The following is a 20,422-nucleotide window of genomic DNA, read 5'->3' as shown; positions in this document are numbered from 1 at the left end:
GTCCGGCCCGTCCGGCGCCTCTGAGGCGGACGTGGATGGTCCCGAAACCCGAACCGCCGAGGAGCTCGCCGGCCTGGTCCGCGCCGCCCAGCGCGGCGACCAACTGGCCGTCAGCGAGCTGCTGGAGCTGGTCGCGCCCTACGTGCGCCGGCTCTGCGGCCCGATCGCGCTGGACGACGGCCCGGACGCGACGCAGGAGGCGCTGATCGCCGTCTTCCGCAAGCTGGGCCAGCTCCAGGAACCGGCCGCGCTGTTCGGCTGGGTCCGCTCGATCGCCGTCCGGGAGGCCGTCCGGCACGTCCGGCGGGTCGCCCGCTGCGTCCCCGCCGACCTCTCCGAGCTGCCCCGCCCCGGCGACCCGCAGCTGGCCACCGACATCGAGGACGTCCTCGCCCGGCTGACGCCCGAGCACCGCGCCGTCCTGGTGCTGCGTGACCTGGAGGGCCTGGACGAGCGCTCCACCGCCGACCTGCTGGGCGTGGCGGCCGGCACCGTGAAGTCCCGGCTGTCCCGGGCCCGACTCAGCTTCCGAAGGGCGTGGCAGCAGTGAGTGCGCAGACCCCCTGGCCGGTGGCGGCCTTCGACCCGGTGCGCCGCCTGCGCGTGATCGCCGCCGTCACCCCCGGCGCCAGCGTCCGCGAGACGGTGCTCGACCTGCCGTTCGACCGGGTCTGGGCGGCCGCGGCGGACCTGGAGGGCGGGCTGCCGCGCTGGCTGCCGGACATCCGGTCGGTCCGCGTCGCCGCGGGCGGGGAGGACGGGCGGGCCGAGGCCCTGGTGGTCGGCCGCACCCGGCTGCGGGCCCGCTTCGACGTCGAGCTGGCGCCCGGCTGGTGCCTGATGCGCAGCCGGTTCCTGCTCGGCGGCATGGCCGCCACCCCGGAGCCGGACGGCACCCGCTTCGCCTTCCTCGGCGCCTTCCGCCTCCCGGCCGCCGGCCTGCTCGCCCGCGCCCTGCGGCCCGCCACCGACCCGCTCGCCCGGCGCTCGTTGGAGCGCTTCGAGCGGCTGGTGCGGGAGGGCTGACGGGGAGGGCCGACGCGGGCGGCGGCGCGGTGGCGACGGCACGCGAGGTCCGGGGCCGGGGGTCCGGGGCCGGAGGGATGGCGCCGGCTCGGGATCCGGCCCCGGTACCGGGGCCGGGGCCCGCCGCTCACCGGTTCGGACGGTCGGTCAGCCGACCGCGGCGGTGGGCTCGTGGTGGTCCGCGCCGAGTGGTTCGTCAGGCTCGGCCCCGAGCGGTTCGTGGTGTTCGGCGGCGGCGCATTCGTCCAGCAGGGGGCGCAGGGCCTCGTCCACGAGCCGGTAGCGCACCACGCGTCCGTCCTTGTCGCCGGTGACCACGCCGGCCGTGCGGAGCAGCCGCAGTGCCTGCGAGACGGCGGGGTCGCGCATGCCCGTGGCGACCGCCAGGTCGGTGACGGCGAGCGGCCCGGCGCGGTGCAGGGCGAGTAGCAGGGAGAGCCGCCCCGGGTCGGCGAGCAGCGAGAAACGCTCGGCCCAGGACCGGACGTGCCCGGTGTCGCCGATCGCGGCGATGGCCTCGCAGACCCGGTGGCCGTCGATGGTGCGGTGGCCCGTGCGGTCGGCCGGTACGAGATGCATGCGGACATTCTCGCAGGACACGGCCTGTGATCCTGAACACCTGCGCAGGTGCGCAGCCTTGCAAGGGTGGTGTGCGGGCACCTACGGTGTTGCCCGCCGTGGTGCTCGGGAAGACCGGTGACGGACCATCAAGGTCCGGAGTCCGGAGCGGCCCTCGCCACTGTGATCGGGGGAGTCGTCCGTACCCATGACGCCACTGGGCGCCTCGTGCGCCTGGGAAGGCGGGTGCGGAAGCCCCGTAAGCCAGGAGACCGGCCACGGCATCTCACGTACGACTTTCCACGAGGTGCTGGAGCGTGATCCGAGGATGACCCTGCCCGAAACAGCCGCTGCTCCGGCGGCGCCGTCCGTCCTGCCGACCTTCCGTTGGCGGCGCGAGGACACCGTCCGCACGGCCGGGTTGATGGGGGTGATCCTGGCCATGCACGTGGTGGCGTTCGGGACGCTCGTCTTCCTGGTCGCCCCCGAGAAGTACGAGGTGGGCACCCAGGTCTTCGGGGTGGGCCTGGGCATCACCGCGTACACCCTCGGCATGCGGCACGCCTTCGACGCCGACCACATCGCGGTGATCGACAACACCACCCGCAAGCTGATGGCGGACGGCAAGCGCCCGGTCTCGGTGGGCTTCTGGTTCGCCCTCGGGCACTCCTCGATGGTGGTCATCATGGCCGCGCTGGTGGCGGGGGGCGCGCAGCTGGCCAACACGCTGATGGACGACGAGTCCACCACCCACCAGTGGCTCGGCATGATCGGCACCTCCACCTCCGGCGCCTTCCTCTACCTGATCGGCGCGCTCAACCTGGCCGCGCTGGTCGGCATCCTCAAGGTGTTCCGCTCGATGCGGGCCGGCCAGTACGACGAGGCGGCGCTGGAGGAGCACCTCAACTCGCGCGGCTTCCTCGCCCGCGTGCTGAACCGGGCGACCCGCTCGATCACCCGGCCCGGCCAGATGTTCCCGGTCGGCATGGTGCTCGGCCTCGGCTTCGACACCGCGACCGAGGTGACCCTGATGGTGATGGCCGGCTCCGGCGCGGCCTCCGGGCTGCCCTGGTACGCGATCGCCTGCCTGCCGCTGCTGTTCGCGGCCGGGATGAGCCTGTTCGACACGCTGGACGGGACGTTCATGAACTTCGCGTACCAGTGGGCCTTCTCCAACCCGGTCCGCAAGGTGTACTACAACCTGACCATCACCGGGCTGTCGATCGCCGTGGCGTTCATCATCGGCACCATCGAGCTGGTCGGCGTGCTGCACGAGAAGCTGGACCTGACCGACCCGGTCAGCGGCTGGATCGCGGACATCTCGCTGGACAACGTCGGCTACGCCCTCGTCGGGCTGTTCGTGGTGGTCTGGGCGGCGGCCATCGCCTACTGGAAGCTGGCCGGCGTCGAACAGCGCTGGACCCCGCAACCGCTCCAGCCCACCCCGGCCCCCACCCCCGACCCCGCCACCCCCGAGCCGGCCAAGTAATCCCCCACCCGGCCCGCCCCGCACCGCCGCACGGGAGGACGACCCGCCCGCCGTCCTGCGGAGGGGGCGGCGCGGTGCTCGGGTGGGGGTGCTCGGCGGGCGGATCGGGGTGGGGGTTCGTAGGCTCGACGCATGTCTGATGCGTACGCGGGCCGGCGGGAGCGGTTGCGGGAGCACTGCAGTGCGTCCGGGGCCGATGCGGCGCTGATCACCCGGGCGGCGAACGTGCGGTACCTGACCGGGTGCCCGCCGTGCGGGGCGACGTTGCTGCTGACCCGGGAGCGGGTGCTGCTGGCGCTGCCCGACGACCTGCCGCCGGACGACACCGGGGAGCACCTGATCGCGGAGGACGTGACCCAGGTGCCGGTGGCGTCGGGGGCGGACACCGCGCTGGCGGCCGCCGCGGCGGCGGTGCGGCTGCGGGTGTCGGACCTCGCGGTGGAGGAGCACGACCTGACCGTGGCCCGACACCGGGCGGTGGCGGGGCTGGCCGAGGGGGTCCGGCTGGCGGACCTGGCGCGGGCGGTCGAGCGGCTGCGGGTGGTGAAGGACGAGCACGAGATCGCGGACCTGCGGATCGCGGCCGAGATCGCCGACCAGGCGCTCGGCGAGCTGCTGGAGTCGATCCTGGTGGGCCGGACCGAGCGGCACCTGGCGATGGAGCTGGAGCGCCGGATGATCGACCACGGCGCGGACCGGGCGGCGTTCCCGGTGTCGGTCGGCACCGGCAGCCACTCAGGACAGCGGGCCCACCAGCCCACCGACCGGCGGGTGGAGGAGGGCGACTTCCTGACCGTGGTGCTCGGCGCGCAGTACCGGGGCTACGGCGTGTCCACCGCGCGGACCTTCGTGATCGGCGCCGCCCCCGCGCCCTGGCAGGTGGAGCTGCACCGGCTGGTCTTCCGGGCCCAGCGGGCCGGGCGGGAGGCGCTCGGGCCCGGGGTCGAGCAGTACGTACCCGACCAGGCCGCCCGGGAGATCCTCCAGGCGGCCGGGCACACCGAGAGCTCCCCGCACCCGCTCGGGCACGGAGTCGGGCTGGAGATCCGGGAGGCGCCGCGCCTCGGTCCGTCGGACATGGGTAAACTGGACAGCCGCGTACCGGTCACCGTCGGTCCGGGGGTTCACCTCCCGGGCAGGGGCGGCGTCCGGATCGAGGACACGCTCGTCGTACGCCCCCTCGAAGAGGGCGGGCCCGAGCTGCTCACCATCACCACCAAGGAGCTCCTCGCCCTGTAGACCCGCGGCCGGCCGGGAGGCTGTCGCGGGCGGCAGGACGCACCCCTTGGTTCCTTGACAGCTATATCCAGGAGTAAGTGCGCCCGTGGCTTCCACGAACGATCTCAAGAACGGCATGGTCCTCAAGCTGGAGGGCGGCAAGCTCTGGTCCGTCGTCGAGTTCCAGCACGTCAAGCCCGGCAAGGGCCCGGCCTTCGTGCGCACCAAGCTGAAGGAGGTCCTCACCGGCAAGGTCGTCGACAAGACCTTCAACGCCGGCGTGAAGGTGGAGACCGCCAACGTCGACAAGCGCACCATGCAGTTCTCGTACAAGGACGGCGAGAACTTCGTGTTCATGGACATGGACACCTACGACCAGCTGACCGTCGAGCCGTCCGCCGTCGGCGACGCCGCCAAGTACCTGCTGGAGGGCTTCGAGGCCCTGGTCGCGCAGAACGAGGGCTCCGTCCTGTACGTCGAGCTCCCGGCCGCGGTCGAGCTGACCATCGAGCACACCGAGCCGGGCGTCCAGGGCGACCGCTCCACCGGTGGCACCAAGCCGGCCACGCTGGAGACCGGTGCCGAGATCCAGGTGCCGCTCTTCGTCACCACCGGCGAGAAGGTCAAGGTCGACACCCGCGACGGCAGCTACCTCGGCCGGGTGAAGTAAGTCCGTGTCGGCCGCACGCAGCAAGGCCCGTACCCGGGCCTTCCAGATCCTCTTCGAGGCCGACCACCGCAACGTCGACCCGCTGACCGTCCTCGCGGACTGGGTGGCCCGTGCCCGGGAGCCCAAGCCGGACGAGGGCACCCCGCAGGTCGGCGAGTACACGATGGAGCTGGTCGAGGGGTATGTCCAGCACGCCCGCCGGATCGACGACCTGATCTCGGAGTACGCGGTGGGCTGGACGCTCGACCGGATGCCGATCGTGGACCGCAACGTCCTGCGGCTCGGGGCGTACGAGCTGATCTGGGAGGACGGCGTCCCGGACGCGGTCGTCCTGGACGAGGCCGTCGAGATCGCCAAGGAGTTCTCCACGGACGACTCCCCGGCCTTCGTGAACGGTCTGCTCGCCCGCTTCCTGGAGCTGAAGCCGAGCATCCGCCGGTAGCAGCACCCGACGTACGGCCGTCGGATCCCGCACAGGGGTCCGGCGGCCGTCGTGCGTTTCCCCCGGGTGGCGTATGTTGGGACCCTACTCGCCAGTAACCTGGGCGCCGGTGACCCCGCTCGCCGGCGACCCCGCAGCGAAGGGCAGGCCACCCCCATGACCACGGCGATCCGCAGCGAGTTCGACCAGGGCATCGCCCTGATCCGCCACCCGGACGAGCCCGGCCGCTACGACGGCGAACTGGGTGCCGGCTGGCAGATCGGCGGCGGCGTCAACGGCGGACTGCTGCTCGCGATGGCCGGCCACGCGCTCTCCCTGGAGCACGGCGCCGCGCAGCAGGGCGGGCACGCCGACCCGGTCTCCATCAGCGGTTACTACCTCTCCGCCTCCACCCCCGGCCCGGCCACCGTCCGCACCGAGGTGCTGCGCTCCGGCCGCTCGCTCTCCACCGGCACCGCCTCGCTCAGCCAGGGCGGCGTCGAGCGGCTCCGGGTGGTCGCCAGCCACGGCGACCTCGCCACCGCCGACGGCGACGTGCGCACCACCGCGCAGCCGCCGCAGCTGCCGCCGCCGGACCAGTGCGTCGGCGTCGAGCACGCCCCCAAGGAGCTGATCTCGCAGGCGGCCCTGCTGGAGCGGTTCGACCTGCGGCTCGACCCCGCCACCATCGGCTGGGCGCTCGGGCAGCCCTCCGGCGAGGGGCGGATCCAGGGCTGGTTCCGGCTCGCCGACGGCCGCGAGCCCGACCCGCTGCTGCTCCTGCTGGTCGCCGACGCGCTCCCGCCGGTCACCTTCGACCTCGGCCTGCCGGGCTGGGCGCCCACCGTCGAGCTGACCGTCCACCTGCGGGCCCGGCCGGTGCCCGGCTGGCTGCGCGTCACCCACGCCACCCGCAACGTGGCCGGCGGCTACTTCGAGGAGGACGCCGAGGTCTGGGACGAGTCCGGCCGGCTGGTGGCGCAGTCCCGCCAGCTGGCCCGGGTGCCGCGCCCGGCCTGACGGCACCCGCGGCGGAGCGGCGGCGGGCCCGCGGAACGCCGCGAAACGCGGCCTCACGGTCGGTTACATTCCTGTGACACGCCGTACGTGTGCAATGCGTGGGGCTGGGGAGGACAACGGTCAGCGGCACCCCCCGCCGCTGACCGTCACCCGCCCGTCCGCCCCCCTCAGGAGCCACCGATGAGTGAGCGCAGCGAACGATCGATCGGAAGGTGCGCGTGGGTGCATGCCCCCGCCGCGCGAAGCGAGGTGGCGGCATGAGCCGCAACGGCCGCGCCCGCCGCACCCCCGACTGCACCGCCGCCGGCCAGCGGCCCCGCGCGCGCTCCCGGCACGAGCGCTACGAACGGCACGAGCGGCGCGCGGCCGGTGGTGAGCAGGCCTTCGTGATCGGTGTGCTGACCAGCGAGGCCGACTTCGAGCGCGCCCGGGCCTGGCGCCTGTCCGACGCCCCCGACTACGCCGCCTACCTGCGGGACACCGCCGAGCTGCTGGCCGAGGCCCGGCGCGGCTTCGAGACCGTCCGGGCCCGGATGTTCCACCCGCAGGACTTCGAGGAGTTCTGCCTGCTGCACGCCCTCGATCCGGCCGAGCCGGCCGCCCGCGACCGCTACCTGGTGAACCCGCCGCTGCAGACCCAGCTGCTCGCCTACCAGGGCGAGGAGCTGGCCGGTGACTTCCTGCCCCGGCTGGTCCGCGCCCGGGAGAACGGGCTGACGCTGCGCCACGCCGACCTGCTGCTGGACGGCGGTCTCTACGAGGAGGGCGGCCGGGCGGTCCGCGAGGCCTACCGGCGCGGCGCCGAGGTGTTCCGCCGGATGCTGGTCGGGGCCGGCGCCGGGGTGTACGAGCTGCGGCTTGCGGTGGACGCGCCCGGCGCCCGGCTGTCGGCGTCGGCGCGGGTGCTGCAGTGGGAGGACGGCGTGGTCCGGATCAACGACGAGGACCTCGAACTGGTCTGCGCGGTGCTCTGCGCCGGGCTGGCCCGGGAGCTGCCCGGGCTGGCGGTGCTGCACGGCGCCCAGGGTTCGGCGGCGGCCTGCGGGGAGTACCGGCAGACGGCGTGGGCGTGGGCCAGCGGCGGGCAGGACTGGGCGCCCGCGGCGGGCCCGGTGCGGCTGGACGACGTGGCGGCGGAGCCCGGCTACGCGCTGGGCACGGTCTGCTGAGGCCGGGGGAGGCCCGAGACTGCTGGGGCACGAGACTGCTGGGCCCCGGGGCTGCTGGGCCACGAGGTGCCGCCGCCGCGAGCCAAATATGCCCCGAGGCCCCGGCCCGGGGCGGCGGAAGGGGCCAGCGGCCCGGACGGCGGCGGCCGCGCGAACGCGCGACGGCGCGGCCCCCGGTCGGGTGCCGCGCCGTGACGTTTCTGCTGGCGTGAACCTGTTTCTGCAGGTGGTGGCCGGTGGGCGAGCGGTCAGCTCGCCTCCTCCTCGCGCACCGCACGGCGCGCGTCGGGGTTCAGCACACCCCAGGAGATCAGCTGCTCGGTGAGGATCGACGGCGACTGGTCGTAGATCACGGCCAGCGTGCGCAGGTCGTCCTGGCGGATCGAGAGCACCTTGCCGTTGTAGTCGCCGCGCTGGCTCTGGATGGTGGCCGCGTAGCGCTGCAGCGGGCCGGCCTTCTCGGACGGGACCTGGGTCAGTCTCTCCAGGTCGAGGACCAGGCGCGGCGGCGGCTCGGCCGCACCGCCGGGAGTGCCGCCGGGCAGCAGCTCCTGCACGGGGACGCCGTAGAACTCGGCCAGCTCGGCCAGTCGCTGCACGGTGACCGCACGGTCGCCGCGCTCGTACGAGCCGACGACGACTGCCTTCCAGCGCCCCTGGGACTTCTCCTCGACACCGTGCAGGGAGAGCCCCTGCTGAGTGCGGATCGCTCGGAGCTTGCCTCCGAGTTGCTTCGCGTAGTCGCTGGACATTGATCTCCCCGGACGAGATTGCTTCGCGTTCAGTGGTGGGTCACGGGCGATTGCCGACGTCGTTACCGGTGGGTTCGACGTCCGTCTCGTAACTCACTGTGAGGTTACGTAGAGTGAGGTAGTTGCGTCAAGCCGAATGGGGCAGTCGTGCGAATGGCTCCCATCGGCGGCGCGTCCGGGGCGTTAACCCGGCGAAGCGGAATGGTGGAGGTCCGTTTGCCGGCGGCCGCGCTGGTAGGATGGCCGGAGCCCGCGCCGCGTCGGCGGGGGCGTCCCAGACATCCTTTAAGGCCCGTCCCGTGAGGCGGGGAAGGAGGTCCGCTTCGGCATGACCGCACACCACGAAACCACGCCGCGGCCGCCGCACCAAGTGCTGGACGGCACGGACATCGCCCGGGTGATCACCCGGATCGCGCACGAGATCGTCGAGCGCGCCAAGGGCGCGGAGGACGTCGTGCTTCTCGGCATCCACACCAGGGGCGTTCACCTCGCCCGCCGCCTGCACACCAGGCTGGCCCAGATCACCGGCCGTGAGATCCCGCTCGGCACCCTGGACATCACCATGTACCGGGACGACCTGCGGCTGAAGCCCGCCCGCGCGCTGGAGCACACCGAGATCCCGGCCGACGGCATCGACGGCCGGCTGGTGATCCTCGTCGACGACGTGCTCTTCTCCGGCCGCACCATCCGCGCCGCGCTGGACGCGCTCAGCGACATCGGCCGCCCGCGCGCCGTGCAGCTCGCCGTCCTGGTCGACCGCGGCCACCGCGAGCTGCCCATCCGCGCCGACTACGTGGGCAAGAACCTCCCCACCTCGCTGCGCGAGGCCGTGCAGGTCCGGCTCTCCGACACCGACGGCGTGGACGCCGTCCTGGTCGGCGACCGCGACTACGCCAGCCGCTCCTCGCAGGCCCTGGCCTCCCAGCCGTCCGAACCGCACCTCCCGGAGTAACCCGCGTGAAGCGCCACCTCGTCTCCGCCGCCGACCTCAGCCGCGACGACGCGCTGCTGATCCTGGACACCGCCGAGGAGCTGGCCCAGCTCTCCGGACGCGCCGTCAAGAAGCTGCCCACGCTGCGTGGTCGAACCGTCGTCAACCTCTTCTTCGAGGACTCCACCCGGACCAAGACCTCCTTCGAGGTCGCCGAGAAGCGGCTGTCCGCCGACGTCATCAACTTCTCCGCCAAGGGCTCCTCGGTCTCCAAGGGCGAGAGCCTCAAGGACACCGCGCTCACCCTGCAGGCGATGGGCGCCGACGCGGTCGTCATCCGGCACCACGCCTCCGGCGCGCCGGCCCGGCTCGCCCAGTCCGACTGGCTGCACGGCAGCGTCATCAACGCCGGTGACGGCACCCACGAGCACCCCACCCAGGCCCTGCTCGACGCCTTCACCATGCGCCGCCACCTCAACCCCGGCGCCGGGCACGACCTCGCGGGCCGCCGGGTGACCATCGTCGGCGACATCCTGCACAGCCGGGTCGCCCGCTCCAACGTGCACCTGCTCACCACCCTCGGCGCCGAGGTCACCTTCGTCGCCCCGCCGACGCTGCTGCCGATCGGCATCGAACCCAATCCTGATTCCGGCGCAGCCGGGTGGCCCTGCGAGGTCAGCTACGACCTGGACAGCGTGCTCCCCAAGACGGACGCGCTGATGATGCTCCGGGTGCAGCGCGAGCGGATGAACGCCGCCTTCTTCCCCACCGAGCGCGAGTACAGCCGCCGCTACGGCCTCGACGGCGCCCGGATGGCCCAGCTGCCCGAGCACGCCATCGTGATGCACCCCGGCCCGATGGTCCGCGGCATGGAGATCACCGCCGAGGTCGCCGACTCGCCGCGCTGCACCGTGGTCGAGCAGGTCGCCAACGGCGTCTCCATCCGGATGGCCGTCCTCTACCTGCTGCTCGGCGGCGCCACCCTGAACGACACCCCCCGCACCGATACCGTGGAGACCGCTCAGTGACCACCTACCTGATCCGCAACGCCCAGATCCTCGGCGGTGCCCCGCAGGACCTCCACCTCGCCGACGGTGTCGTCAAGGAGATCGGCACCGCCCTCACCGTCGAGGCGGACATCGAGATCGACGCCAGCGGCCTGATCGCCCTGCCCGGCCTGGTCGACCTGCACACCCACCTGCGCGAGCCCGGCCGCGAGGACGCCGAGACCGTGCTCACCGGCACCCAGGCCGCCGCCAAGGGCGGCTTCACCGCCGTGCACGCGATGGCCAACACCTTCCCGGTGGCCGACACCGCCGGCGTGGTCGAGCAGGTCTGGCGGCTCGGCCAGGAGTCCGGCTACTGCGACGTGCAGCCCGTCGGCGCCGTCACCGTCGGCCTGGAGGGCAAGAAGCTCGCCGAGCTCGGCGCCATGCACGAGTCCGCGGCCGGCGTCCGGGTCTTCTCCGACGACGGCAAGTGCGTGGACGACGCGGTGATCATGCGCCGCGCGCTGGAGTACGTGAAGGCCTTCGACGGGGTCGTCGCCCAGCACGCCCAGGAGCCGAGGCTCACCGAGGGCGCCCAGATGAACGAGGGCCAGGTCTCCGGCGAGCTCGGGCTCGGCGGCTGGCCGGCCGTCGCCGAGGAGGCGATCATCGCCCGCGACGTGCTGCTCGCCGCGCACGTCGGCTCCCGCCTGCACGTCTGCCACGTCTCCACGGCCGGCTCGGTCGAGATCATCCGCTGGGCCAAGGCCAAGGGCTGGGACGTCACCGCCGAGGTCACCCCGCACCACCTGCTGCTCACCGACGAGCTGGTCCGCTCCTACGACCCGGTGTACAAGGTGAACCCGCCGCTGCGCACCGCCGCCGACGTGCAGGCGCTGCGCAAGGCGCTCGCCGACGGCACCATCGACGCCGTCGCCACCGACCACGCGCCGCACCCGGCCGAGGACAAGGACTGCGAGTGGGCCGTCGCCGCGATGGGCATGGTCGGCCTGGAGACCGCGCTCTCGGTGGTCCAGCAGACCATGGTCGACACCGGCCTGCTGAACTGGGAGGGCGTCGCCGACCGGATGTCGCACCGCCCGGCCCGGATCGGCCGGCTCAGCGGCCACGGACGGCCGATCTCGGTGGGTGAGCCGGCGAACCTGGTGCTGTTCGATCCCGCGTACCGTGGTGCCGTGAACCCCGACAGCTTCGCCACGCGCTCCCGCAACACCCCCTACCGGGGCCTCGACCTGCCCGGACGGGTGCACGCCACCTTCCTGCGCGGCACCGCCACCGTCCTGGCCGGCGAGCTGACCGAGCAGGGCGGGCGGGCATGAACCCGGCGCTGCTCGCCCAGGAGCAGGCCAGGGTCACCAACTGGCCCGGGTACATCGGCTGGGCGGTCGGCCTGCTGATCGTGATCGGCCTGGTCTACTGGCTGATGCGGCAGGGCTGGAACTGGCGGCGCACCCTGCAGTCCGGCATCCCGGCGCTGCCCGCCGTGCCGGAGCGGGCCGGCCGGACCATCCTGGAGACCAGCGGCCGGTACCACGGCACCACCACCGCCGGGAACTGGCTGGACCGGGTCGTCGCGCACGGCCTGGGCACCCGCAGCCGCGCCGACCTGACCCTCGGCGAGCACGGCCTGCTGGTGCGGCGCCCCGGTGACGTCGACTTCTGGATCCCGGCCGAGCACCTGACCGGGGCCCGGACGGACTCCGGGATCGCCGGCAAGGTCGTCCCGTCCGGACTGCTCGTCGTCACCTGGACGCACGAGGGCACCGCGCTGGACTCCGGCTTCCGGGCCGACCACCCCGACGAGCACGCCGCCTGGGTCGAGGCGGTCGCTCACCTCGCAACACGTACGAAGACGAAGACGGAAGAGGCCAACCGATGACCGCACCTGCCCCCACCACGCAGCGCCAACGGCGGGAGCGCGTGCCCGCCGTGCTCGTCCTGGAGGACGGCCGGACCTTCCGCGGCCAGGCCTACGGCGCCCTCGGCGAGACCTTCGGCGAGGCGGTCTTCAACACCGGCATGTCCGGCTACCAGGAGACCCTGACCGACCCGTCGTACCACCGCCAGGTGGTCGTGATGACCGCCCCGCAGATCGGCAACACCGGCTGGAACGACGAGGACGACGAGTCCAAGCAGATCTGGGTCGCCGGCTACGTCGTCCGCGACCCCGCCCGGGTCGCCTCCAACTGGCGCTCGCGCCGCTCGCTGGACGAGGAGCTCGCCAACCAGGGCGTCGTCGGCATCAGCGGCATCGACACCCGGGCGCTCACCCGCCACCTGCGCGAGCGCGGCGCGATGCGCTGCGGCATCTTCTCCGGCGCGGCCGTGGCGGACGACGCCGCGCTGCTGGCCAGGGTGCAGCAGTCGCCCGAGATGAAGGGCGCCGACCTCTGCGCCGAGGTCGCCACCACCGAGCCGTACGTGGTCCCCGCGATCGGCGAGAAGAAGTTCACCGTCGCCGCGCTGGACCTCGGCATCAAGGCGATGACCCCGCAGCGGATGGCCGAGCGCGGCATCGAGGTGCACGTGCTGCCGGCCAACGCCACCCTGGAGGACGTCTACGCGGTCAACCCGGACGGCGTCTTCTTCTCCAACGGCCCGGGCGACCCGGCCACCGCCGACCACCAGGTCGCCGTGGCGCAGGGCGTGCTGGAGCGCAGGACCCCGTTCTTCGGGATCTGCTTCGGCAACCAGATCCTCGGCCGCGCGCTGGGCTTCGGCACCTACAAGCTCAAGTACGGCCACCGCGGCATCAACCAGCCGGTGCAGGACCGCACCACCGGCAAGGTCGAGGTCACCGCGCACAACCACGGCTTCGCCGTGAACGCACCGCTGGACAAGGTGAGCGACACGCCCTACGGCCGGGTCGAGGTCTCCCACGTCTGCCTCAACGACGACGTGGTCGAGGGCCTCCAGGCGCTCGACGTGCCCGCCTTCAGCGTGCAGTACCACCCCGAAGCGGCGGCCGGCCCGCACGACGCGGCCTACCTCTTCGACCGGTTCGTCGAGCTCATGCGAGGCGACGACAAGGACAGCGTGAAGCTCATGGAGGGCCAGCGTGCCTAAGCGCACTGACATCAAGTCCGTCCTGGTGATCGGGTCCGGCCCGATCGTGATCGGCCAGGCCGCCGAGTTCGACTACTCGGGCACGCAGGCCTGCCGGGTGCTCAAGGCCGAGGGCCTGCGGGTCGTCCTGGTCAACTCCAACCCGGCCACGATCATGACCGACCCGGAGATCGCCGACGCCACCTACGTCGAGCCGATCACCCCGGAGTTCGTCGAGAAGATCATCGCCAAGGAGCGGCCCGACGCGCTGCTGCCCACCCTGGGCGGCCAGACCGCGCTCAACACCGCGATCGCGCTGGACGCCAACGGCGTCCTGGCCAAGTACAACGTCGAGCTGATCGGCGCCAAGGTCGACTCGATCCACAAGGGCGAGGACCGCGACCTCTTCAAGGGCGTCGTCGACGCCGTCAACGCCAAGATCGGCCACGGCGAGTCCGCCCGCTCGGTCATCTGCCACACCATGGACGAGGTGCTGGCCGGCGTCGACACCCTCGGCGGCTACCCGGTCGTCGTGCGCCCCTCCTTCACCATGGGCGGCGCCGGCTCGGGCTTCGCCCACAACGAGGAGGACCTGCGCCGCATCGCCGGCCAGGGCCTGACCCTCTCGCCGACCACCGAGGTGCTCCTGGAGGAGTCCATTCTCGGCTGGAAGGAGTACGAGCTGGAGCTGATGCGCGACAAGAACGACAACGTCGTGGTCGTCTGCTCCATCGAGAACTTCGACCCGATGGGCGTGCACACCGGTGACTCGATCACCGTCGCCCCGGCGATGACGCTCACCGACCGCGAGTACCAGATCCTGCGCGACGTCGGCATCGCCGTCATCCGCGAGGTCGGCGTCGACACCGGCGGCTGCAACATCCAGTTCGCCGTCAACCCCGAGGACGGCCGGGTCATCGTCATCGAGATGAACCCGCGCGTCTCCCGCTCGTCCGCGCTGGCCTCCAAGGCCACCGGCTTCCCGATCGCCAAGATCGCCGCCAAGCTGGCCGTCGGCTACACGCTGGACGAGATCCCCAACGACATCACCGAGGAGACCCCGGCCTCCTTCGAGCCGACCCTCGACTACGTCGTCGTCAAGGTGCCGCGGTTCGCGTTCGAGAAGTTCCCGAGCGCCGACGCCACGCTGACCACCACCATGAAGTCGGTCGGCGAGGCCATGGCCCTCGGCCGCAACTTCCCCGAGGCGCTGCAGAAGGCGCTGCGCTCGCTGGAGAAGAAGGGCTCCCAGTTCAGCTGGACCGGCCCGGTGGGGGACAAGGCCGAGCTGCTGGCCAAGGCGGTCGTGCCGACCGACGGCCGGATCAACACCGTGATGGACGCCATCCGGGCCGGCGCCACCCCGGAGGAGGTGTTCGAGGCCACCAAGATCGACCCGTGGTTCGTCGACCAGCTCTTCCTGCTGGACGAGATCGCCGGCGAGCTGGCCGACGCCGCCGAGCTCACCCCGGACCTGCTCCGCCACGCCAAGCGGCACGGCTTCTCCGACCAGCAGATCGGCGAGATCCGCGGCCTGCGCCCCGACGTGGTCCGCGAGGTCCGGCACGCGCTCGGCATCCGTCCGGTCTTCAAGACCGTCGACACCTGCGCCGCCGAGTTCGCCGCCAAGACCCCGTACTTCTACTCGTCGTACGACGAGGAGAACGAGGTCGCCCAGCGCACCAAGCCCGCCGTGATCATCCTCGGCTCCGGCCCGAACCGCATCGGCCAGGGCATCGAGTTCGACTACTCCTGCGTGCACGCCTCCTTCGCGCTGGCCGACGCCGGGTACGAGACCGTGATGGTCAACTGCAACCCGGAGACCGTCTCCACCGACTACGACACCTCCGACCGGCTCTACTTCGAGCCGCTCACGCTGGAGGACGTGCTCGAGATCGTCCACGCCGAGCAGCAGGCCGGTCCGCTGGCGGGCGTCATCGTCCAGCTCGGCGGGCAGACCCCGCTCGGCCTGGCCCAGGCGCTCAAGGACAACGGCGTGCCGATCGTCGGCACCCAGCCCGAGGCGATCGACCTCGCCGAGGAGCGCGGCGCCTTCGGCCGCGTGCTGCGCGACGCCGGCCTGCCGGCCCCCAAGCACGGCACCGCCTTCTCCTTCGAGGAGGCCAAGGCCATCGCCGACGAGATCGGCTACCCCGTGCTGGCCCGCCCGTCCTACGTGCTCGGCGGCCGCGGCATGGAGATCGTCTACGACGAGGCCTCCCTCGCCTCCTACCTGGAGCGCCACGCCGGCCTGATCTCCGAGCACCCGGTGCTGATCGACCGCTTCCTCGACGACGCGGTGGAGATCGACGTCGACGCGCTCTACGACGGCACCGAGCTCTACCTCGGCGGTGTCATGGAGCACATCGAGGAAGCCGGCATCCACTCCGGCGACTCCGCCTGCGCGCTGCCCCCGATCACCCTCGGCGGCTACGACGTCAAGCGGCTGCGCGCCTCCACCGAGGCGATCGCCCGCGGCGTCGGCGTCCGCGGCCTGATCAACATCCAGTTCGCGCTCTCCGGCGACATCCTCTACGTGCTGGAGGCCAACCCGCGCGCCTCCCGCACCGTGCCGTTCACCTCCAAGGCGACGGCGGTGCCGCTGGCCAAGGCCGCCGCCCGGATCTCGCTCGGCGCCACCATCGCCGAGCTGCGCGCCGAGGGCCTGCTCCCGGCCGAGGGCGACGGCGGCACGCTGCCCGCCGACTGCCCGATCTCCGTCAAGGAGGCCGTGATGCCGTGGAGCCGCTTCCGCGACGTGCACGGCCGCGGCGTGGACACCGTCCTCGGCCCGGAGATGCGCTCCACCGGCGAGGTCATGGGCATCGACAAGGTCTTCGGCACGGCGTACGCGAAGGCCCAGTCCGGCGCGTACGGCGCGCTGCCGACCCGGGGCAAGGTCTTCGTCTCGGTGGCCAACCGGGACAAGCGCAACCTGGTCTTCCCGGCCCGCGCGCTGGTCGGCCTCGGCTTCGAGGTGCTCGCCACCGCCGGCACCGCCGAGGTGCTGCAGCGCGGCGGCATCCCGTCCACGCTGGTGCGCAAGCACAGCGAGGGCGAGGGCCCGAACGGCGAGAGGACCATCGTCCAGCTGATCCACGACGGCGAGGTCGACCTGATCATCAACACGCCGTACGGCACCGGCGGCCGCCTCGACGGCTACGAGATCCGCACCGCCGCCGTCGCCCGCGCCGTGCCCTGCCTGACCACCGTCCAGGCCATGGGCGCCGCCGTCCAGGGCATCGACGCGCTGCTGCGCGACGAGGTCGGGGTGATGTCGCTCCAGGAGCACGCCGAGCTGATCAACGCCGGCCGCAAGTAGTACCCCGCAGTGGGGGGCACCGGACCGTCGGGTGCCCCCCACTTCCATGCCCCGGGAGGACCATCATGTACAAGCTCCTGTTCGACCTCGTCTTCAAGAAGATGGACCCGGAGAAGGCCCACCACCTCGCCTTCTTCTGGATCCGGCTGGCCTCCTCGGTGCCCGGCCTGCGCACCCTCGTCCGGCTGGTGCTCGCCCCGCGCGACCGGGCGCTGCGCACCACCGCCCTCGGCCTCGACCTGCCCGGCCCGTTCGGCCTGGCGGCCGGCTTCGACAAGAACGGCGTCGGCATCGACGGCCTGTCGATGATCGGCTTCGACTACGTCGAGATCGGCACCATCACCGGCGAGCCGCAGCCCGGCAACCCGCAGCCCCGGCTCTTCCGCCTGGTCGAGGACCGCGCGCTGGTCAACCGGATGGGCTTCAACAACCAGGGCTCGGCCCGGGTCGCCGCGCGCCTCGCCCAGCGCCCGCACACCAGCTCCACCCCGGTGGTCGGCGTCAACATCGGCAAGACCAAGGTGGTCGAGGAGGCCGACGCGATCGGCGACTACGTGAAGTCCACCGAGCGGCTCGCCAAGTACGCCGACTACCTGGTGGTCAACGTCAGCTCGCCGAACACCCCCGGGCTGCGCAACCTGCAGGCCGTCTCGCACCTCGGCCCGCTGCTCGCCGCCGTCCGCGAGGCCGCCGACCGCTCCACCCCGCACCACGTGCCGCTGCTGGTCAAGATCGCCCCCGACCTGGCCGACGAGGACGTCGACGCGGTCGCCGACCTCGCCCTGGAGCTCGGCCTGGACGGCATCATCGCCACCAACACCACGATCGGCCGCGAGGGCCTGCGGGCGTCCGCCGCCCGGATCGAGGAGATCGGCATGGGCGGCCTCTCCGGCGCCCCGCTGAAGGCCCGCGCGCTGGAGGTGCTGCAGCGCCTGCGCGCCCGCACCGGGGGCCGGCTCACCCTGGTCTCGGTCGGCGGCATCGAGACCGCCGAGGACGCCTGGGAGCGCATCGTCCACGGCGCCGACCTGGTGCAGGGCTACAGCGCCTTCATCTACCAGGGCCCGTTCTGGTGCCGCCGCATCCACAAGGGCCTGTCGGCCAAGGTCCGGGCCGGCGGCTTCCGCAACCTGGCCGCCGCCGTCGGCAGCGCCGTCCCCGCCGGCAAGGCCTCCTGAACCCCATGACCACCCCCGGAAAGGACGACATGACCCTCGCCCCCTTCGGCGCCCGGCTGCGCCAGGCCCTCGACACCCGCGGCCAGCTCTGCGTCGGCATCGACCCGCACGCCTCCCTGCTCGCCGCCTGGGGCCTGGAGGACTCCGTGGCGGGCCTGGAGACCTTCAGCCGGACCGTGGTCGAGGCACTGGCCGACCGGGTCGCCGTGCTCAAGCCGCAGGCCGCCTTCTTCGAGCGCTTCGGCTCCAAGGGCGTCGCCGTGCTGGAGAAGTCCGTCGCCCAGGCCCGGGCGGCCGGCGCGCTCGTCCTGATGGACGCCAAGCGCGGCGACATCGGCTCCACCATGGCCGCCTACGCCGAGGCCTTCCTCGCCCCGGGCAGCCCGCTCTTCTCGGACGCCGTCACGGTCAGCCCGTACCTGGGCTTCGGCTCGCTGCGCCCGGCGCTCGACCTGGCCGCGGCCAACGGCGCGGGCGTCTTCGCGCTGGCGCTCACCTCCAACCCGGAGGGCGCCGAGGTGCAGCGCGCGGTCGGCGCGGACGGCGAGCCGGTGGCCGCCTCGGTGCTGCGCCAGCTCGCGGCGGAGAACGCCGGCGCGGAGCCGCTCGGCTCCTTCGGCGCGGTGGTCGGCGCGACCCTGGCGGACGCGGGCGTGGACCTGGCGATCAACGGTCCGCTGCTCGCCCCCGGGATCGGCGCCCAGGGCGCGACCATGGCGGACCTGCCGCGGGTCTTCGGCGCCTCGGTGCGCAACGTGGTGCCGAGCGTCAGCCGGGACGTGCTCAAGCACGGCCCGTCGGTGCCGGCCCTGCGGGAGGCGGCCGACCGCTTCGTCCGGGAGTACGCGGACGCGGTGAAGTGAACGTCGCGGTGAGGTGAGGGCGCGGTGAAGCGGAACGCACGAGGACGCGGCGGGCAGGGCCACGTGAGCCGCGGGGGAGCGGTCCGCCGGCCCTCGGCGAGCCGTGACGGGGTGGCGCGGCGCCGGACCGACTGACGTGAGCGCGGTCACATCGGTATAGCCAAAGGTCCGCAATCGCGGTCATTTTGCCCGGGAAAGTCCTGGTCGGCCTTGGCTGACCAGGACTTTTCGTGTTCTTTTCCTGACGTGGCGCCGCAATCCGGGTAGTGTCCGGCGATAGGTCATCGAAGAGCGGCGATTCCCGTTGCTCTCGCAGGTCAGAGCCGTACGGTTCCCACTTGCGGCCGGTGTCCTGGGAACCAAACCAGTCATAGCTCAATCCTTCCTTCCACACCCTGAGGTGAACGGCGTGGCTCTTCCGCCCCTTACCCCTGAACAGCGCACCGCCGCGCTCGCCAAGGCCGCCGAGGCTCGCCGGGAGCGCGCCGAGGTCAAGAACCGGCTCAAGCACTCCAACGCCTCCCTGCACGAGGTGATCAAGGCCGGCAAGGCCGACAACGACGTCATCGGCAAGATGAAGGTCTCCGCCCTGCTGGAGTCCCTGCCCGGCGTCGGCAAGGTCCGTGCCAAGCAGATCATGGAGCGCCTCGGCATCAGCGAGAGCCGTCGCGTCCGTGGCCTCGGCACGAACCAGATCGCCTCCCTGGAGCGGGAGTTCGGCGGCGGTGCCGCCTGACCGTGCCCCCGTGGTCCCGGGATCGTCCGCGATCCGGGATAATCGGTGCATGAGTGAGCGTCCGCGGCTGACCGTGCTCTCCGGCCCTTCGGGGGTCGGCAAGAGCACGGTCGTCGCTCATATGAGGAAGCAGCACCCCGAGGTCTGGCTCTCGGTGTCGGCGACGACCCGCCACCCGAGGCCGGGCGAGCAGCACGGGGTCCAGTACCACTTCGTCGACAACGACGAGTTCGACAAGCTGATCGCCAACGGCGAGCTGCTGGAGTGGGCCGTCTTCGCCGGCAACCGCTACGGCACCCCGCGGTCGGCGGTGCTGGAGAAGCTGGAGCGCGGCGAGCCCGTCCTGCTGGAGATCGACCTGCAGGGCGCCCGTCAGGTGCGCGAGTCGATGCCCGAGGCGCAGCTGGTGTTCCTGGCTCCGCCGAGCTGGGACGAGCTGGTCCGCCGGCTCACCGGCCGGGGCACCGAGCCGCAGGACGTGATCGAGAAGCGGCTGGAGGCCGCCAAGGTCGAGCTGGCCGCCGAGCCGGAGTTCGACACGACCCTGGTGAACACCTCCGTCGAGCAGGTGGCGACCGAACTGCTAGCCTTGCTCGGTGTAGGCTGACCTGTCTGTCTTTTCACCCCTTTCGGAAGGTTTTCGCGTGTCCTCTTCCATGACCGCGCCCGAGGGCATCATCAACCCGCCGATCGACGAGCTGCTCGAGGCCACCGACTCCAAGTACAGCCTCGTGATCTACGCCGCCAAGCGCGCGCGCCAGATCAACGCCTACTACTCGCAGCTCGGTGAGGGCCTGCTCGAGTACGTCGGCCCGCTGGTCGACACCCACGTGCACGAGAAGCCGCTGTCGATCGCGCTGCGCGAGATCAACGCGGGCATGCTCACCGCCGAGGCGGTCGAGGCGGCCTGAGCCGGTGCCTTCTGTCGAAGGGCCCGTCGGACTCGTTCCGGCGGGCCCTTCGGCGTTCCCGGCGCCCCTTCGGCGCGTTCTCGCTGGTGGGGGCTGTGTGGGG

Annotated in this window: 21 protein-coding genes and 1 riboswitch; of the genes, 19 read left to right on the top strand and 2 right to left on the bottom strand. The window is 72.4% G+C overall.

Translation table 11 applies throughout. The features are described from left to right. Nucleotides 1–31 precede the first annotated feature (31 nt). Nucleotides 32–550, top strand: coding sequence for an RNA polymerase sigma factor (locus ACFVHB_RS12760; protein ID WP_380319514.1), 519 nt, complete (start codon nucleotides 32–34; stop codon nucleotides 548–550). Further along, nucleotides 547–1,026 (top strand): SRPBCC family protein, encoded by a 480-nt coding sequence (locus ACFVHB_RS12755; RefSeq protein ID WP_380319511.1) that lies wholly within the window; start codon nucleotides 547–549, stop codon nucleotides 1,024–1,026. The genes ACFVHB_RS12760 and ACFVHB_RS12755 overlap by 4 nt, the downstream gene beginning before the upstream one ends. Before the next feature lie 147 nt (nucleotides 1,027–1,173). Here the strand turns inward: ACFVHB_RS12755 and ACFVHB_RS12750 are convergent, their stop codons facing one another. Then, complete coding sequence (locus ACFVHB_RS12750) at nucleotides 1,174–1,605, bottom strand: ArsR/SmtB family transcription factor (RefSeq protein WP_380319508.1); 432 nt, start codon at nucleotides 1,603–1,605, stop codon at nucleotides 1,174–1,176. An 82-nt stretch (nucleotides 1,606–1,687) separates the two neighbouring features. After that, nucleotides 1,688–1,880: riboswitch (cobalamin riboswitch) on the top strand. Between the two features lie 32 nt (nucleotides 1,881–1,912). Here ACFVHB_RS12750 and ACFVHB_RS12745 point away from each other — a divergent pair. The 6 genes from ACFVHB_RS12745 (at nucleotide 1,913) to ACFVHB_RS12720 (ending at nucleotide 7,571) form a co-directional block, all read left to right on the top strand. Then, on the top strand, nucleotides 1,913–3,073 hold the full coding sequence (locus ACFVHB_RS12745; RefSeq protein WP_380319505.1) for a HoxN/HupN/NixA family nickel/cobalt transporter: 1,161 nt from the start codon (nucleotides 1,913–1,915) through the stop codon (nucleotides 3,071–3,073). A gap of 132 nt (nucleotides 3,074–3,205) precedes the next feature. Continuing rightward, nucleotides 3,206–4,312, top strand: a complete 1,107-nt coding sequence (locus tag ACFVHB_RS12740; protein WP_380319502.1) for a M24 family metallopeptidase — start codon at nucleotides 3,206–3,208, stop codon at nucleotides 4,310–4,312. An 85-nt stretch (nucleotides 4,313–4,397) separates the two neighbouring features. Next, the gene (gene efp, locus ACFVHB_RS12735; RefSeq protein WP_380319499.1) at nucleotides 4,398–4,961 is read left to right on the top strand and encodes an elongation factor P; all 564 of its coding nucleotides are present in this window, start codon (nucleotides 4,398–4,400) and stop codon (nucleotides 4,959–4,961) included. A 4-nt stretch (nucleotides 4,962–4,965) separates the two neighbouring features. Beyond that, the gene (nusB, locus tag ACFVHB_RS12730; RefSeq protein ID WP_148647555.1) at nucleotides 4,966–5,403 is read left to right on the top strand and encodes a transcription antitermination factor NusB; all 438 of its coding nucleotides are present in this window, start codon (nucleotides 4,966–4,968) and stop codon (nucleotides 5,401–5,403) included. Nucleotides 5,404–5,559: 156 nt separating this feature from the next. Further along, entirely contained in the window at nucleotides 5,560–6,402 is an 843-nt protein-coding gene (locus ACFVHB_RS12725) for a thioesterase family protein (RefSeq protein ID WP_380319496.1), read from the top strand. 257 nt (nucleotides 6,403–6,659) lie between these two features. Next, a complete protein-coding gene (locus ACFVHB_RS12720; RefSeq protein ID WP_380319493.1) occupies nucleotides 6,660–7,571 on the top strand; it encodes a hypothetical protein in 912 nt (303 codons plus the stop codon). Nucleotides 7,572–7,819: 248 nt separating this feature from the next. Here ACFVHB_RS12720 and ACFVHB_RS12715 read toward each other — a convergent pair whose 3' ends face one another. Continuing rightward, entirely contained in the window at nucleotides 7,820–8,323 is a 504-nt protein-coding gene (locus tag ACFVHB_RS12715; RefSeq protein WP_031072501.1) for a transcriptional regulator, read from the bottom strand. Between the two features lie 328 nt (nucleotides 8,324–8,651). Between ACFVHB_RS12715 and pyrR the strand changes: the two genes are divergently transcribed. The 11 genes from pyrR (at nucleotide 8,652) to rpoZ (ending at nucleotide 20,319) form a co-directional block, all read left to right on the top strand. Beyond that, a complete protein-coding gene (gene pyrR / locus ACFVHB_RS12710; protein WP_380319490.1) occupies nucleotides 8,652–9,275 on the top strand; it encodes a bifunctional pyr operon transcriptional regulator/uracil phosphoribosyltransferase PyrR in 624 nt (207 codons plus the stop codon). A 5-nt stretch (nucleotides 9,276–9,280) separates the two neighbouring features. Continuing rightward, entirely contained in the window at nucleotides 9,281–10,282 is a 1,002-nt protein-coding gene (locus ACFVHB_RS12705) for an aspartate carbamoyltransferase catalytic subunit (RefSeq protein WP_380319487.1), read from the top strand. Further along, nucleotides 10,279–11,583 carry a dihydroorotase gene (locus tag ACFVHB_RS12700; protein WP_380319484.1) on the top strand — a complete coding sequence of 435 codons (1,305 nt, stop codon included), beginning with the start codon at nucleotides 10,279–10,281 and terminating at the stop codon, nucleotides 11,581–11,583. The genes ACFVHB_RS12705 and ACFVHB_RS12700 overlap by 4 nt, the downstream gene beginning before the upstream one ends. Further along, the gene (locus ACFVHB_RS12695; protein WP_380319481.1) at nucleotides 11,580–12,143 is read left to right on the top strand and encodes a hypothetical protein; all 564 of its coding nucleotides are present in this window, start codon (nucleotides 11,580–11,582) and stop codon (nucleotides 12,141–12,143) included. Before ACFVHB_RS12700 ends, ACFVHB_RS12695 begins: the two co-directional genes overlap by 4 nt. After that, entirely contained in the window at nucleotides 12,140–13,330 is a 1,191-nt protein-coding gene (gene carA, locus ACFVHB_RS12690; protein ID WP_380319478.1) for a glutamine-hydrolyzing carbamoyl-phosphate synthase small subunit, read from the top strand. Before ACFVHB_RS12695 ends, carA begins: the two co-directional genes overlap by 4 nt. After that, nucleotides 13,323–16,631 carry a carbamoyl-phosphate synthase large subunit gene (carB, locus tag ACFVHB_RS12685; protein ID WP_380319475.1) on the top strand — a complete coding sequence of 1,103 codons (3,309 nt, stop codon included), beginning with the start codon at nucleotides 13,323–13,325 and terminating at the stop codon, nucleotides 16,629–16,631. The genes carA and carB overlap by 8 nt, the downstream gene beginning before the upstream one ends. A 65-nt stretch (nucleotides 16,632–16,696) precedes the next feature. After that, nucleotides 16,697–17,809, top strand: a complete 1,113-nt coding sequence (locus ACFVHB_RS12680) for a quinone-dependent dihydroorotate dehydrogenase (RefSeq protein ID WP_380319472.1) — start codon at nucleotides 16,697–16,699, stop codon at nucleotides 17,807–17,809. 29 nt (nucleotides 17,810–17,838) lie between these two features. After that, entirely contained in the window at nucleotides 17,839–18,672 is an 834-nt protein-coding gene (gene pyrF / locus ACFVHB_RS12675; RefSeq protein WP_380319681.1) for an orotidine-5'-phosphate decarboxylase, read from the top strand. Nucleotides 18,673–19,081: 409 nt separating this feature from the next. Continuing rightward, the gene (gene mihF, locus ACFVHB_RS12670; RefSeq protein WP_380319469.1) at nucleotides 19,082–19,408 is read left to right on the top strand and encodes an integration host factor, actinobacterial type; all 327 of its coding nucleotides are present in this window, start codon (nucleotides 19,082–19,084) and stop codon (nucleotides 19,406–19,408) included. A 49-nt stretch (nucleotides 19,409–19,457) separates the two neighbouring features. Continuing rightward, nucleotides 19,458–20,015, top strand: a complete 558-nt coding sequence (gene gmk, locus ACFVHB_RS12665; protein ID WP_380319466.1) for a guanylate kinase — start codon at nucleotides 19,458–19,460, stop codon at nucleotides 20,013–20,015. Nucleotides 20,016–20,052: 37 nt separating this feature from the next. Then, entirely contained in the window at nucleotides 20,053–20,319 is a 267-nt protein-coding gene (rpoZ, locus tag ACFVHB_RS12660) for a DNA-directed RNA polymerase subunit omega (RefSeq protein ID WP_030056185.1), read from the top strand. Nucleotides 20,320–20,422 lie beyond the last annotated feature (103 nt).

Origin of the sequence: Kitasatospora sp. NPDC127111 (genome assembly GCF_042677465.1) — a bacterium.
Classification (GTDB): Bacteria; Actinomycetota; Actinomycetes; order Streptomycetales; family Streptomycetaceae; genus Kitasatospora.
This window is presented reverse-complemented; position numbering and strand designations above follow the sequence as displayed.

Bases quoted from the DNA above. Each gene is read 5' to 3' on its own strand.
- ACFVHB_RS12695 (WP_380319481.1), top strand. From the start codon at position 11,580: ATGAACCCGGCGCTGCTCGCCCAGGAGCAGGCCAGGGTCACCAACTGG.
- ACFVHB_RS12715 (WP_031072501.1), bottom strand. From the start codon at position 8,323: ATGTCCAGCGACTACGCGAAGCAACTCGGAGGCAAGCTCCGAGCGATC.
- ACFVHB_RS12740 (WP_380319502.1), top strand. From the start codon at position 3,206: ATGTCTGATGCGTACGCGGGCCGGCGGGAGCGGTTGCGGGAGCACTGC.
- ACFVHB_RS12745 (WP_380319505.1), top strand. From the start codon at position 1,913: ATGACCCTGCCCGAAACAGCCGCTGCTCCGGCGGCGCCGTCCGTCCTG.
- pyrR (WP_380319490.1), top strand. From the start codon at position 8,652: ATGACCGCACACCACGAAACCACGCCGCGGCCGCCGCACCAAGTGCTG.
- gmk (WP_380319466.1), top strand. From the start codon at position 19,458: ATGAGTGAGCGTCCGCGGCTGACCGTGCTCTCCGGCCCTTCGGGGGTC.
- ACFVHB_RS12680 (WP_380319472.1), top strand. From the start codon at position 16,697: ATGTACAAGCTCCTGTTCGACCTCGTCTTCAAGAAGATGGACCCGGAG.
- ACFVHB_RS12750 (WP_380319508.1), bottom strand. From the start codon at position 1,605: ATGCATCTCGTACCGGCCGACCGCACGGGCCACCGCACCATCGACGGC.
- ACFVHB_RS12720 (WP_380319493.1), top strand. From the start codon at position 6,660: ATGAGCCGCAACGGCCGCGCCCGCCGCACCCCCGACTGCACCGCCGCC.
- ACFVHB_RS12725 (WP_380319496.1), top strand. From the start codon at position 5,560: ATGACCACGGCGATCCGCAGCGAGTTCGACCAGGGCATCGCCCTGATC.
- carA (WP_380319478.1), top strand. From the start codon at position 12,140: ATGACCGCACCTGCCCCCACCACGCAGCGCCAACGGCGGGAGCGCGTG.
- pyrF (WP_380319681.1), top strand. From the start codon at position 17,839: ATGACCCTCGCCCCCTTCGGCGCCCGGCTGCGCCAGGCCCTCGACACC.